This is a genomic window from Litoreibacter arenae DSM 19593, assembly GCF_000442275.2.
Classification (GTDB): domain Bacteria; phylum Pseudomonadota; class Alphaproteobacteria; order Rhodobacterales; family Rhodobacteraceae; genus Litoreibacter; species Litoreibacter arenae.
In genome coordinates this window covers 38,890-52,220 of sequence record NZ_KE557312.1, presented here as the reverse complement: position 1 = coordinate 52,220, position 13,331 = coordinate 38,890, and the positions used below count along the sequence as shown (strand labels likewise).

At 61.6% G+C, this 13,331-nt stretch carries 10 protein-coding genes; 8 read left to right on the top strand and 2 right to left on the bottom strand.

Going from position 1 to position 13,331, the window contains the following annotated elements:
- Positions 1 to 70: 70 nt before the first annotated feature.
- The 8 genes from THALAR_RS10405 to THALAR_RS10370 are packed head-to-tail and all read left to right on the top strand — an operon-like array spanning position 71 to position 8,987.
- Entirely contained in the window at positions 71 to 1,000 is a 930-nt protein-coding gene (locus tag THALAR_RS10405; RefSeq protein WP_021101509.1) for a carbohydrate ABC transporter permease, read from the top strand.
- Between the two features lies 1 nt (position 1,001).
- On the top strand, positions 1,002 to 1,850 hold the full coding sequence (locus THALAR_RS10400) for a carbohydrate ABC transporter permease (RefSeq protein WP_021101508.1): 849 nt from the start codon (positions 1,002 to 1,004) through the stop codon (positions 1,848 to 1,850).
- The gene (locus THALAR_RS10395) at positions 1,847 to 3,931 is read left to right on the top strand and encodes an alpha-galactosidase (protein ID WP_021101507.1); all 2,085 of its coding nucleotides are present in this window, start codon (positions 1,847 to 1,849) and stop codon (positions 3,929 to 3,931) included. Before THALAR_RS10400 ends, THALAR_RS10395 begins: the two co-directional genes overlap by 4 nt.
- On the top strand, positions 3,928 to 4,698 hold the full coding sequence (locus THALAR_RS10390) for an SDR family NAD(P)-dependent oxidoreductase (RefSeq protein WP_021101506.1): 771 nt from the start codon (positions 3,928 to 3,930) through the stop codon (positions 4,696 to 4,698). Before THALAR_RS10395 ends, THALAR_RS10390 begins: the two co-directional genes overlap by 4 nt.
- Positions 4,698 to 5,609, top strand: coding sequence for a 2-dehydro-3-deoxygalactonokinase (locus tag THALAR_RS10385; RefSeq protein ID WP_021101505.1), 912 nt, complete (start codon positions 4,698 to 4,700; stop codon positions 5,607 to 5,609). Before THALAR_RS10390 ends, THALAR_RS10385 begins: the two co-directional genes overlap by 1 nt.
- Entirely contained in the window at positions 5,606 to 6,211 is a 606-nt protein-coding gene (locus THALAR_RS10380) for a 2-dehydro-3-deoxy-6-phosphogalactonate aldolase (RefSeq protein WP_021101504.1), read from the top strand. Before THALAR_RS10385 ends, THALAR_RS10380 begins: the two co-directional genes overlap by 4 nt.
- Positions 6,208 to 7,053 (top strand): SMP-30/gluconolactonase/LRE family protein, encoded by an 846-nt coding sequence (locus tag THALAR_RS10375; protein ID WP_021101503.1) that lies wholly within the window; start codon positions 6,208 to 6,210, stop codon positions 7,051 to 7,053. Before THALAR_RS10380 ends, THALAR_RS10375 begins: the two co-directional genes overlap by 4 nt.
- Positions 7,050 to 8,987 carry a beta-galactosidase gene (locus THALAR_RS10370; RefSeq protein ID WP_021101502.1) on the top strand — a complete coding sequence of 646 codons (1,938 nt, stop codon included), beginning with the start codon at positions 7,050 to 7,052 and terminating at the stop codon, positions 8,985 to 8,987. Before THALAR_RS10375 ends, THALAR_RS10370 begins: the two co-directional genes overlap by 4 nt.
- Here THALAR_RS10370 and THALAR_RS10365 read toward each other — a convergent pair whose 3' ends face one another.
- Both THALAR_RS10365 and THALAR_RS10360 read right to left on the bottom strand, forming a co-directional pair.
- Complete coding sequence (locus THALAR_RS10365) at positions 8,988 to 12,101, bottom strand: efflux RND transporter permease subunit (protein WP_021101501.1); 3,114 nt, start codon at positions 12,099 to 12,101, stop codon at positions 8,988 to 8,990. It lies immediately after the preceding gene.
- The gene (locus THALAR_RS10360) at positions 12,101 to 13,234 is read right to left on the bottom strand and encodes an efflux RND transporter periplasmic adaptor subunit (protein WP_021101500.1); all 1,134 of its coding nucleotides are present in this window, start codon (positions 13,232 to 13,234) and stop codon (positions 12,101 to 12,103) included. Before THALAR_RS10360 ends, THALAR_RS10365 begins: the two co-directional genes overlap by 1 nt.
- Positions 13,235 to 13,331: the final 97 nt, after the last annotated feature.

The following is a 13,331-nucleotide window of genomic DNA, read 5'->3' as shown; positions in this document are numbered from 1 at the left end:
CACCACCGTCTGAATTGCCCAACCGATCTGCGCCTGCTGCTATTTGGCGTGCCATTTGAGCGAGGTTCCTATGACGACCACCGCAGTCCCTCCGACATCGCCGGATCAGCCAAGACGATCATGGTACAAGCGCAACGAGATCGGCGTGACGCCATGGCTGTTCCTGATCCCGGCGATCCTGTTTTTCCTCGTCTACGTGATCTTCCCGATCATCCAGAGTTTCAACATCTCTGCCTATCAATGGGACGGGCTGGGCGAGAAGGAATATGTCGGTCTGAGCAATTATCAGGAATTGTGGGACGACCCCGCCTTCTACACCTCTCTCAAGAACAACCTGATCTGGCTGGTTCTATATCTGCTGGCAATCCCCGCGGGTCTGTTCATCGCGCTGTTTCTCAACCAGACCGTGACCGGCATCCGCATCTACAAGTCGCTGTTCTTCTTCCCGTTCGTGATTAGTCAGGTGGTCGTAGGCCTTGTGTTCACGTGGTTCTATGACCCGACCTTCGGCCTGCTTAACTCTATCCTCGGCGTCGTCGGCCTTGGGCCGGTCAACGTGCTGGGTGACCCGACCTACGTGACCTACGGCATCATCGCCGCAGGGCTGTGGCCGCAGACTGCTTATTGCATGATCCTATACCTGACGGGTTTGAACGCGGTTGACCCCGAGCAAGTCGAGGCCGCGCGACTTGACGGCGCGAAGGGCTGGAAAATGCTCTGGTATGTGATCGTGCCGCAGTTGAAGCCCGCCACTTTCATTGCCTTCGTCGTGACCATTGTGGGTGCGCTGCGCTCGTTCGACCTGATCTCGATCATGACCAATGGCGGGCCGTTCGGAGAAAGCCGCGTGCTCAGCTTCTACATGTTCGAGGTCGCGCTGTCCGAATACGGGTTCCGCATGGGCTATGGCGCCGCTATTGCCGTCGTGCTGTTCCTGATCATGCTCTGCTTTATCGCGTATTTCCTCTACTCGATGTACAAAGAAGAGAGGGGGCACTGAGATGTTTCCGAAACCTATTGAGAAATCATCCCGCTCAGTCCAGATCGGCTACCAGTCGATGTTACCAGTAGCGCTGATCCTGTGGCTACTACCGCTGATCGCCGTAGCTCTGTTCTCGGTCAAGCCCGCTGCGGACTTTTCCACCGGTGACTACTGGAACCTGCCGTCTCAGTTCGGCGGCTGGGAAAACTACGGCAAGGTGTTCTTCGAGTCCGACATGCCGCGCTATCTGTTGAACTCGATCCTGATCACGGTTCCTACGGCCATCGGCGCGGTGGCGTTGTCCTGCATGGCGGGTTTCGCGCTTGGCATCTACAAGTTCAAGGCGAACCTGTGGCTGTTCTTCATGTTCGTGGCGGGCAACTTCGTGCCCTTCCAGATTCTGATGGTGCCGGTGCGCGACCTGACGCTGGACCTCGGCCTCTACAACACGAAGACCGGCCTCGTGCTGTTCCACATCGCCTTCCAGACGGGGTTCTGCACGCTGTTCATGCGCAACTTCATCAAGGGCCTGCCCTTCGCGCTGATCGAGGCCGCACGGGTCGAGGGCGTGGCCGAATGGCGGATTTTCGTCTACGTGGTCCTGCCATTGATGAAGCCCGCAATCGCGGCGCTGATGGTGTTGATCTTCACCTTCATCTGGAACGACTATTTCTGGGCAGTGGTGCTGACCCAAGGCGCGGAATCGCAGCCGGTCACAGCGGGGATAACCTCGTTCAACGCGCAGTATCGCGCGGCATATCACCTGATGAGTGCGGGCGCGATCGTCGCGGCCCTGCCGCCGGTGGCGATGTTCTTCCTGATGCAAAAGCACTTCATCGCAGGCCTGACCCTCGGAGCCGTCAAATGATCCAAAGCTGGCGGCTCGACGACGGACGTCAATCACTGGTCCTCGCGTCCCAGAAAGACCGCCTCGCAGAGGTGGTCTATTGGGGTCCGAGGTTGCCCGACGACGAAGACCTCACGACACTCTACCGCGCCTACGCCATCGACGTGACTGGCGGCATGCTGGATGCCAACCCGGAACTGTCGCTATGTCCCGAAGCGACGCGCACCTTCCCCGGCCAGCCGGGCCTGATCCTACGCGCCAAGGACGGAACGCCGCTGCTGCCGAAGTTCTGCCTTTCGGAGGCCCAGACCGACACGGACAGCCTGATCCTGACCTATGAGGACGCGGCCAACGGGCTGATCTACATGGCCAGCTTCTCGATCAACGGGCAAACCCACATGATCGAGGCGCAGGCGACGCTGGAGGCGTCCGAGCCCGTTCACCTGCACTGGCTCAGCGCGCCGGTTTTCCCTGCGCCGCAAATGTCGGACGAGATGATCGACGTGGCCGGACGCTGGTGTGGCGAATTCCAGTTGAACCGCACGCCGTGGTCCGCCGGAATCCGTTACCGCGAGAACCGCACGGGTCGCACGGGGCACGAGCATTTTCCCGGCCTTATCGTCCCCTGTCGGGGGGCGACCAACGGGCAAGGCCACGCCTATGCGTTCCATTACGGCTGGTCCGGCGGGCACCGCATGGTCGCCGAAGAGCTGCCCGACGGCCGCCGCCAGATCCAGTTCGGTCACGCCGCACGGGTCGAAGGCGCGCCGCAAACGCGCTTCCAGACCGCACCGCTTTACGCGATGTTCTCGGACGATGGCATCAACGGCTGTGCGGTTGCCTTCCAACGGCACCTGCGGGATCAAATCGTGCAATTCCCCGACCCCGACCGACCGCGCCCAGTGCATTTCAACTGTTGGGAAGCGGTCTATTTTGACCACAAACTACCGCAGCTCAAAGACATAGCCACACGCGTCGCCGCCTTGGGGGCGGAGCGCTTCGTGCTTGATGACGGCTGGTTCGGCGGTCGCGACGATGACACGCGCGCGCTCAGCGATTGGGAGGTGGACCCGCGCAAATATCCCAACGGCTTGAAGCCGCTGATCGACCATGTCCACGATCTGGGCATGACCTTCGGCATCTGGTTCGAGCCAGAGATGATCAACCCCGACAGTGATATCTACCGAGCCCACCCTGACTGGGCATTTGGCGGCGAGGATCAGATTCTGGGCCGCAACCAGAAGGCTCTAAACATGGCCTTGCCCGAGGTCCGTGCGTTTCTGCTGGACCGCATGAGCAAGGTGCTGCGAGACAATCCGATCGACTACATCAAATGGGACCACAACCGCGTTCTGCCCATGCCCGACGCCGCGCAAACACGCGGCTCATACATGCTGATAGACCAATTGCGGCAGGACTTCCCGCATGTCGAAATTGAAAGCTGCGCCTCTGGCGGCGGGCGGATCGACTTCGGCATCCTCAAGCGCACGCATCGCGTTTGGCTCTCAGACAGCAACGACGCGTTGGAGCGGCTACGCATGCAGCACAACGCGGCGATTTTCCTGCCTTTGGCGGTCACCGGCAGCCATGTCGGCCCGCGCAAATGCCACACATCGGGGCGGGTGCTGGATATCCGTTTCCGAGCGTGGATCGCGGCCCAGCGGCATATGGGCTTCGAGATGGACCCGCGCGAGCTGACGGACGAAGAGGCCGGGGTGCTGACCGAGGTCACGACGTGGTGGAAAGCCAACCGCGACTGGATGTACCGCGCCGATATCCTGCGCCTCGACAGCGCCGATCCGGCGGTCATCGCAGAGCAGCAACTGGCGGAAGGAGGCGACAGGTTCGTGGTGTTCGCGGGCAAGGCCGATACCAGCGCCCAAATCGCCCCCCGCCCGCTGCGCCTGACGCGGCTGACGCCGGACGCCAAGTATCGCGTGGAGCTTATAAACCGCGGCGATGCGGTCGGTCTGTCACGCGGTGATCCCGCCCTCAAATCCGGCCCGCTGGTGCTAAGTGGCGCTTATCTGATGAGCCATGGCCTGACCCTGCCATGGTCCTTCCCTGAAACGATGTGGGTCATCGAAGGAACGCTCCTATGACAAAGACCGCTACTTTCCACGATCTCGACGGGGCGTCTGTGTTTGTCACAGGCGGCGGCTCCGGCATCGGCGCGTCCCTGACCGACGGCCTGATGGCGCAGGGTGCGAAGGTCGCGTTCGTGCAACGCTCCGACGCCACGGATTTTGCCGACGAGATGGAGCAGAAGCACGGCACCCGCCCGCTGTTTTTGCAATGCGACATCACCGACATCCCGCGCCTGCAAAGCTGCATCAAAGAGGCGAGTGATGCCCATGGCCCCGTGACGGTGCTGGTCAACAACGCCGCAAACGACAAGCGCCACAGTACCGAGGAGGTGGACGAGGCGTTCTGGGACTGGTCGATGGCGATCAACCTGAAAGCGTATTTCTTTGCGTGTCAGGCGGTTATCGACGGTATGCGCAAGGCAGGTGGTGGCTCCATCATCAACTTCTCGTCCATCAGCTACATGATGGGCAACGCAGGCTATCCCGCCTACACCACCGCGAATTCCGGCATCAACGGAATGACCCGCAGCTTGGCCCGTGAGTTTGGCCCTGACAAAATAAGGGTCAACGCGCTCGCCCCCGGCTGGGTGCTGACCGATAAGCAAAAGGAGCTATGGGTAACCCCCGAGGCGCTGGAGGCCCATGTCGCCCGTCAATGCCTCAAGGACACGCTCGCCCCTCAAGACATGGTCGACGCGGTGCTGTTCTTGGCATCAAACACCAGCCGCATGATGACGGGGCAGGCTCTGGTCGTCGATGGCGGCGTCGTGGTGACAGGCTGATGGCGGCTGCGGCCTGGATAGCGGTCGACTGGGGCACATCCAACTTGCGGGTTTGGGCGATGGATGCGGACGACCGCGTCATTGCCAGCCATACCTCCGATCAAGGCATGGGCGTGCTGGAGCGTGACGGTTTCGAGGCGGCGCTGCTGGCCTTGATCGCGCCCTACCTGACATCTGAAACTGCATTGCCGGTCATATGCTGCGGCATGGTCGGCTCCCGGCAAGGTTGGGCGGAGGCCGCCTATGCCACCGCCCCTTGCCTGCCCCCCGACGGCAAAGTGGCCACCCGCGTGGCAGCTCAAGATCCGCGCGTCTCTGTGTTCATTCTTCCGGGGGTGAAACAATTAAGCCCGCCAGACGTCATGCGCGGCGAGGAAACGCAGATAGCAGGCTTCCTGCACCGCAATCCAGACTTCGACGGCGTAATCTGTCTGCCCGGCACGCACACCAAATGGGCGCGTATCAGCGCGGGCGAAATCGTCAACTTCCAGACCTTCATGACGGGGGAGGCCTTCGCGCTATTCTCGGAGCAGTCCGTGCTGCGCCACAGCGTGACCACCGACGCCTTCGACGCGGATACGTTCGCGGCTTCGCTTGCCGACGCCATGGCGCATCCGCAAGCGCTTGCTTCGCAACTGTTCGGCTTGCGCGCCGCGTCCTTGGTGGCTGATCTCGGTGCTGCGGCGGCGCGGTCCCGCCTGTCGGGCCTGCTGATCGGTGCGGAACTCGCCGCCGCGCGACCCTATTGGCTGGGCCAGAATGTCGCTATCATAGGGGCCAGCACGCTGGCGGGACTGTATCGGACAGGTCTGGAAGCCCAAGGGCTGAGCATCACCCTCGCCGAAGTCGAGGACATGACGCTGAGCGGCCTGATCGCCGCCCATCATTCTCTGAAGGAAGTCACGACATGAGCCGAAATATCATCGCCATCCTCCGCGGTATCCGCCCTGATGAGGCCAAGGCAGTTTGTGCCGCGCTGATCGAGGCCGGCATTAACCGGATCGAAGTGCCACTGAACTCGCCAGAGCCGTTGAAGAGTATCGCGACCATGGCCGAAGCGTTCAGCAAAGACGCGATGATCGGCGCGGGAACCGTCCTGACCACTGACGATGTGGCAGATGTCGCGTCAGCAGGCGGCACGATGATTGTGTCGCCCAACGCCAACACCGACGTGATCGCGGCAACCAAGACTGCTGGTCTGTTCTCATATCCCGGCATTATGACGCCCACCGAGTGCTTCGCCGCTCTGGGGGCGGGTGCGGACGGGTTGAAATTGTTCCCTTCCTCGCTGATCGGCACTGACGGGCTGAGGGCGTTCAGGGCGGTTCTTCCTACTGGGACTGAAACCTATGCGGTTGGCGGCGTCGGGCCCGAGAATTTCGCCGACTGGTTCGCAGCCGGTGTCACAGGGTTTGGCATCGGCACGGGTCTTTACAAGCCGGGCTTCTCGGTCGACGAGGTTGCCACCCGCGCCACCCGGATCGTCGCGGCCTATGATGTGGCCCGACCATGAGCGCAGTAGATACCTTTGATGGGCGCAAATGCACCCTCGGCGAAGGCCCACTTTGGCACCCATTGCGCAATCAACTGTTCTGGTTTGACATCCTAGGAAAGCGCCTGCTCACCCGTGATGGCGATAACGCGCAGGACTGGCAATTTGACGAACATGTCTCGGCGGCTGGCTGGGTCGATCACGACACGCTGCTGATAGCCTCCGAGACAGCGCTGTTCCGTTTCGATATAGCCACTGGCGACCGCTCCGATGTGGTCAAACTTGAGGCGGACGATCCGCGCACGCGCTCCAATGATGGGCGCGCCGATCCTTGGGGCGGATTCTGGATCGGCACTATGGGCAAGCAGCAGGAGCCGGAACTGGGGGTGATCTACCGCTTCTACCGTGGGCAGCTGCGCAAACTCTACGCGCCCGTCTCGATCTCCAATGCGATCTGTTTTTCACCCGACAAGCGCTACGCCTATTTCACCGACACCCCGACCCGAAAGGTCATGCGCCAGCGGCTCGACGACGACGGCTGGCCAGATGGCGCACCCGACCTGTTCCTCGATCTGAACCCGGATGCGTTGAACCCGGACGGCGCGGTAATCGACAGCGACGGCTGTATGTGGCTCGCCCAATGGGGCGCATCGCGTGTGGCGCGGCACGGTCCCGACGGCTCTCTGATGTCGACCATCGACTTGCCCGCCAGCCAAATCACCTGCCCGTCATTCGGCGGTGCGGACTTGTCGACCTTGTTCATCACCTCCGCAGCCGATGGCGTCGGCGAGACCGACGCGGGGCGCACTTTCTGCATCGATCTTCCCGTAAAGGGGCAAGAGGAGCATCAGATCCTCCTATGAGCACACTCAAGCGCACTCTTGGCACCTGCTACTATCCCGAGCACTGGCCCCGCGATATCTGGGAGCAAGACGCCCGCCGCATGGCGGAGGCGGGGCTAACCTGGGTGCGGATCGGGGAATTCGCGTGGAGCCGTCTGGAGCCAGCCCCCGGCCAGTATTCCTTCGACTGGCTCGACGATGCCATAGACGTGCTGGGAAATGCTGGTCTAAAGGTCGTGCTCGGCACGCCTACAGCCACCCCGCCCCGCTGGCTCGTGGATCGCCACCCCGACATGCTGGCGGTCGATGCCGAAGGTCGATCCCGTAAGTTCGGCGCGCGTCGGCACTACTGTTTCAGCCACGAAGGCTACAAGGTCGAATGCGCGCGCATCGTCACCGAACTCGCTCGACGCTACGGTGCGACCCGCCATGTTGCGGCATGGCAAACTGACAACGAGTACGGATGCCACGATACGACCATTTCGTATAGCGACGCAGCGCGGCGGGCATTTCAGGGCTGGCTGCGCAAGCGCTACCCCGGCTATGGCAATGACGGCGACATCACCGCACTCAACAAGGCGTGGGGCAATGTGTTCTGGTCCATGGAATATGACAACTTCGACCAGATCGACCTGCCAAACCTGACCGTGACAGAGCCGAACCCGTCCCACAGCCTCGCCTTCCGGCGGTTCAGCTCGGATCAGGTGGTCGCGTTCAACCGGCTTCAGGTAGACATTCTACGCGCGCATACCGAGGCTCCGATCTCGCATAATTACATGGGGCGCATCACGGATTTCGACCATTTCGACGTCGGCGCAGATCTTGATATCGCCACATGGGACAGCTACCCGCTGGGCTTTCTGGAGGACCGCGTGGGCGCGGATGCGGAGCGGCAGCGCAAATATGCCCGACAGGGCGACCCCGACTTTCAGGCGTTTCATCACGACCTTTACCGCGCGGTAGGACGCGGGCGCTGGTGGGTGATGGAACAACAGCCCGGCCCTGTGAACTGGGCGCCATACAACCCTGCCCCGCTGCCCGGCATGGTCCGCTTGTGGACGTGGGAGGCTTTTGCCCACGGGGCGGAGGCTGTGTGCTATTTCCGATGGCGGCAAGCGCCCTTCGCGCAAGAGCAAATGCACGCGGGGTTGCTGCGCCCCGACAGCGAGGATGCGCCAGCAATGGCGGAGGCACGGCGCGTGGCAGAAGAGCTTACTGAGGCGCCGCACGTGATGCATGCCGCCGCTCCCGTTGCCCTGATCTTCGACTACGCCGCCGACTTCGCGTGGACCACCCAGCCCCATGGCAACGGGCTGAGTTACTTCGGGTTGGTTTTCGATACCTATCGGGCCATGCGCAGCCTCGGACTGTCGGTCGATATAACGCCTGCCAGCACACGCGACTTCACTGGCTACAGCGTCATCGCCGCGCCGGGTCTCATGCATATGTCCGACGACCTGAAAGCCGCGTTGACCCAATCCGGCACGCAGGTGTTGCTTGGCCCGCGCAGCGGCGCGCGGGATGCGGATATGGCGATCCCCGTTCCCTTGCCCCCGAACATGCCGGGGCTGGACGTAACCGTAAGCTATGTCGAAAGCCTGCGCCCGGACATGTCTATCGCCTTGGCGTCGGGCGGTCATATCCAGCTTTACCGCGATGTGTTGGAGGGATCTGCCACAACCGTCGAGCAAACGGACACGGGAGAGCCGGTGGTGATGACAAACGGCGCGATTTCCTATGTCGGAGGATGGCTCGACCAAGAAGCGTTGCGGCGAGTTATCGGTAGCGCCTGCGAACAGGCGGGCGTCCCGACACTGGACCTGCCTGACGGTGTCCGTCTCCGCGACTGCGGGGCGGAGCGGTTCTGGTTCAACTATACCGACCAAACAGTAACGGTGGAAGGTCTGACCATTGAGGCTGCGGGCGTGGTGCGGCAGGCTGCGAAAACCGACTGATCACGCCTTGCTGTTTGCGCTCTCGTGGCGGTTACGCTCGGCCAACATCAGCATGGCCGGGGTTACCACCAGCGTCAGGATCGTCGCCACGACCAACCCACCGGCGATAGCTGACGATAGCTCGGTCCACCATTGCGTCGAGGGTGCGCCGTATACGATATCCCGGGTGAAGAAATTCAGGTTAACTCCGATCACCATCGGCATAAGCCCTAGCGCTGTCGTCACCGAAGTCAGAACAACAGGTCGCAAGCGCTGCGCACCGGTGCGCAATGCAGCTTCCAAAGGTGACTGACCGGCATTCTTGAGGTCGTTATATGTGTCGATCAACACGATGTTGTTGTTCACCACGATGCCAGCAAGCGCGATGACACCGATCCCGCCCATGACGACGCCAAACGGTCGACCTGTAACGATCAGCCCCAGCAGCACACCCGCGATGGAGAATATGATCGCGCTCATCACCACAAACGCCTGATAGAAGCTGTTGAACTGCAAAACGAGGATTACGAACATCAGAAAGACCGCCGTGATGAAGGCACCGATCAGAAAGTTCATGCTTTCCTGTTGGTCCTCTGCCTCTCCGGCGAAATTATACTCGACGCCCTCCGGCAGGTCCGCGCGCTCCAATGCGGCGGTCAGGGCAACGACCTGATCGTTGACAAGCAAGCCCGGTGCAACGTTGGCCTCAATAGTGGTCACGCGCTTTTCGTCTATGCGGCGGATGACACCCGTGCGTTCGGTCGGCTCGAAGGTGACGAAGTTGGATATCGGCACCAATCCGGCCGCGGTCGGGACCCGCAGGCTGCCCAACTCTGCCAGCGACCGGTCCTCCTTGGGGAACCTCACCTTGATGTCGAGAGAGCCGTCGACGTCCTCCGGACGGTAATCCGCCACCGTGATCCCCTGCGTCAGCAGTTGCACGGCTTGCCCCAGCAGGCTCACATCCGCCCCGAAACGGGCAGCTTCCGCGCGGTTCACGAGAATCGAGACCTCAACGCCGGGAACCGGGCGGGTGTCGGTGACGTCCGTAAAGCCGCCAAGACGATCCATAATGTCCCTGATCTGCTGAACGGCTTTCGCCTGCTTTTCAGGGTCTTTCGCGGTGATCTGCAAATTGACCGGCTTGCCCTGGGTCGGGCCACCGCTTTCCGTCTGCACCTGAACGTCGATACCCGCGATGTCTGATACGCTTTGTCGGATGTCGACGCCGATTTCCTCAGCGGTCCGGCGCGTGTCCCACGGCGTAAGTTCCAGCTGCAATGTGCCGATGGTTTCCTCGTCACCCTGCCCCGCGCTCATGGTGGAGCGCGCGTAGACGCTGGCGATCTCGTCAAAGTTTAGCAGTCGCTCCTCGGCCGCCCGCACCAAAGCGTCCCGCTCGAAGATCGAGAAATTGTCACGAGCGCGGATCTGCACCTGCATAAAATCAGGCTCCACCGAGGGGAAAAAGCTGATCCCCTTGCCGAACTGGCCGTAGAGCCCGAAAGCACCCAGCAGCAATGCAATGGCGAACAGCAAGGTCGTCACCGGTCGCAACACGGCCCATTCAAGCAGCCGAACATAACCGCCGGTGAACCCGCCCATCGTGCGCGGATCGCCAGCCTCTGCCGCGTGCAGGGCCGCTTTGGCGCGCGCTGTCTGGGGCTGCCTCTTGCCAATCAGCCCGCCGACGACGGGGATGAACACCAGCGCCATGAATAATGACGCGGTCAGCGTCAAGATCACGGTGGTGGGCAAGTATTTCATAAACTCCCCCACCATGCCGGACCAGAACAGCAGCGGGAAGAACACGCTCAGCGTGGTGGCGGTGGAGGCGATGATCGGCCACGACATGCGCTTGGCGGCGAAAGCATAGGCCTCTTTCGGAGGCGCCCCTTCCTGTAACTTGCGGTCGGCCAGCTCGGTCGTCACGATCGCCCCGTCCACCAGCATGCCCACCACAAGGATCAGCGAGAACAGCACCACGATGTTCATCGTGTAGCCCATCACCCAAAGCGCGATCACACCCGACAGGAATGCGCCCGGGATCGACAGGCCCACAAGCACCGCCGACCGCGTCCCAAGCGCCAGAACGATCACGATCATCACCAGAATGACCGCCGCCATGACGTTGGCTTCCAGGTCGCTGAGCAGGTCTTTGACCTGCTTGCTCTGGTCTTGCAGGTAGGTGATCTCGATGCTCTCCGGCCACTCGGACTGCACCTCGTTGATCAGCGCTTTGACCTCCGCCACCGTCTCGATGATGTTGGAGCCCGACCGCTTCGTCACCTCAAGCGCAAGTGCAGGCTGGCCGTTGATCCGCGCGAAGGAGTCTGGATCCTCGAAGGCGCGCCGGATCGTGGCGATGTCCCCGAACGTCACGACCGCATTGCCGCGCACCTTCACGGGCATCGCCATCACGTCTTCCAGATTCTCGATCAGGCCCGGCACCTTCAGCACGACGCGACCGGACCCGGTCTCGATGGCACCTGCTGCAATCAGGCGGTTGTTGCGCTGGATCTGGCCGATAAGTTCGTCAAACGACAGGTTGTAGGTCTCGAATACCGTCGGGTCGATCAGGACTTCCAGAAACTCGAAGCGCTGCCCGCCAATGTCGACCTCTAGCACGCCTGGCAGGCCTTCGACCTCTTCCTGCAAACGCTCTGCCAGATCGTTCAATGTGCGCTCCGGCACAGGCCCCGACAGGATTGCGGTAATGATCGGGAAAAGCGCGGTGTTGATCTCGATGACGGTTACGTCATAGGCGTCATCGGGCAAATCGCTCTCGGCGCGGTCAACGGCCTCGCGCACCTTGTCGAGCGCTTCATCGCTGTCAAATCCGGGGCTGAACTCCAACTGTAGGCTGGCAAACCCTTCGGCAGCATCAGACTTGAGGCTTTCAAGCCCCGCGATAGACGCGAACTCGGTCTCCAGAGGTTCAAGTAACAGGCGTTCGGCATCGGCCGGGCTGATCCCGTCAAGCCCCGTCGACACGTAGAAGAACGGTAGCGGGATTTCCGGCGTGGATTCCTTGGGGATGGAGATATACGCGAAAGCACCGACCGACAGCACCATGAAAAGCGCCATAACGACGACACGGGACCGCGAAAACGCAGCGGAGATAAGCTTGTCCATCAGTTGGTCTCGCCCGCACTCGGCGCAACGGTCTCGCCCTCATCCACAAACCCCTGCCCGACCGTGATAACGTCAGCCTTTTCCGGCAGGCCGGTCACCCAGATGCCGTCAATTTGCGCCTTCACCACCTCGATGGGAAAAAACTCAACCACATCGTCTTCGTTCACCGTTTTGACACCGAGGGCGCCCGCCGTGTTCAGCGACACGATGGAGGGCGACAGGAAATGCGCCGTCGTCTCACCCGTCGGGATCACGACCTGTGCCGAAATCCCCGCAGGGATTGCGCGATCTTCGTTGGAAACCTCGACCTCGGCCAGAAAGGTGCGCGTCTCGGCGGCGGCGGAGGTGCCGACGAAGACGACCGTGCCTTCGCGTTCCTCACCTGTGATGAAACGCACAGTCGCAGGTTGGCCTTTCTTGATCCGTGTGAGAGATTGCTGCGGCACCTGAATGGCCACGGTCAGCGGAGTGATGTCGACCAGACGCCCGACGTTCGCCCCTGCCGATACGAACTCGCCTTCGTCCAGATCAAGTGTCTCGATCCGTCCGGCAAACGGTGCAGTGATCGTGAGCGCCTCTGCCGCTTGCTCCGCTGCGGTAACTTGTGCCTGTGCGGACGCCAGTGCCGCACGAGCCTGCGCGACACGGTCGGCGGTGGCGACGCCGCGATCAAGCAGTTGCTCGGCATTGTCAAACTCGCGCTGCGCGCGCGCCAGTTCTTCCTGCGCGCGGTTCAGGTCGGCTTTGTTATTGGTCGGGTCGAGCCGGGCGATAATCGCCCCTGCTTCTACATCCTGCCCTTTCCTAACCAGCACCTCCATGACGTCGCCCGACGTCTCGGCCCGCATCATGGTATCGCGGTCTGGCAGCGCCTGCCCCTCGGCGCGGTAGAACTGCGTGACCGTTTCGGCGGTGGAGCTGCTAACGGCAACGGAAACCGGCTTGACGTCCTCCCGTGCAGGGGCTTGCTCGTCTTCGGCGGACGGAAAAATGAAACCACTGCCCATCCATGCAACGATTGCTATGACAAGCGCACCTGCGATCCACGTCGAACGTGACGCGCCCTTGTCGTCTTCAAACTCCAGCGTGTTTGGTGCGCCGTCGGTCGGCGTTGCGCCGGTGTCTTTGCTCATCAGTCTGATCCTTTGGGAGTCGTTTTCCCGCATTCACATGGCGTGAAGCTAGTGAACGCATATAGGGCCTAACATGTTCCGCGCAACCTCGGGTAGG

What these genes read in the sequence shown, in the direction of transcription:
- THALAR_RS10405 (WP_021101509.1), top strand. Translation starts at nt 71, where the DNA reads ATGACGACCACCGCAGTCCCTCCGACATCGCCGGATCAGCCAAGACGA.
- THALAR_RS10400 (WP_021101508.1), top strand. Translation starts at nt 1,002, where the DNA reads ATGTTTCCGAAACCTATTGAGAAATCATCCCGCTCAGTCCAGATCGGC.
- THALAR_RS10395 (WP_021101507.1), top strand. Translation starts at nt 1,847, where the DNA reads ATGATCCAAAGCTGGCGGCTCGACGACGGACGTCAATCACTGGTCCTC.
- THALAR_RS10390 (WP_021101506.1), top strand. Translation starts at nt 3,928, where the DNA reads ATGACAAAGACCGCTACTTTCCACGATCTCGACGGGGCGTCTGTGTTT.
- THALAR_RS10385 (WP_021101505.1), top strand. Translation starts at nt 4,698, where the DNA reads ATGGCGGCTGCGGCCTGGATAGCGGTCGACTGGGGCACATCCAACTTG.
- THALAR_RS10380 (WP_021101504.1), top strand. Translation starts at nt 5,606, where the DNA reads ATGAGCCGAAATATCATCGCCATCCTCCGCGGTATCCGCCCTGATGAG.
- THALAR_RS10375 (WP_021101503.1), top strand. Translation starts at nt 6,208, where the DNA reads ATGAGCGCAGTAGATACCTTTGATGGGCGCAAATGCACCCTCGGCGAA.
- THALAR_RS10370 (WP_021101502.1), top strand. Translation starts at nt 7,050, where the DNA reads ATGAGCACACTCAAGCGCACTCTTGGCACCTGCTACTATCCCGAGCAC.
- THALAR_RS10365 (WP_021101501.1), bottom strand. Translation starts at nt 12,101, where the DNA reads ATGGACAAGCTTATCTCCGCTGCGTTTTCGCGGTCCCGTGTCGTCGTT.
- THALAR_RS10360 (WP_021101500.1), bottom strand. Translation starts at nt 13,234, where the DNA reads ATGAGCAAAGACACCGGCGCAACGCCGACCGACGGCGCACCAAACACG.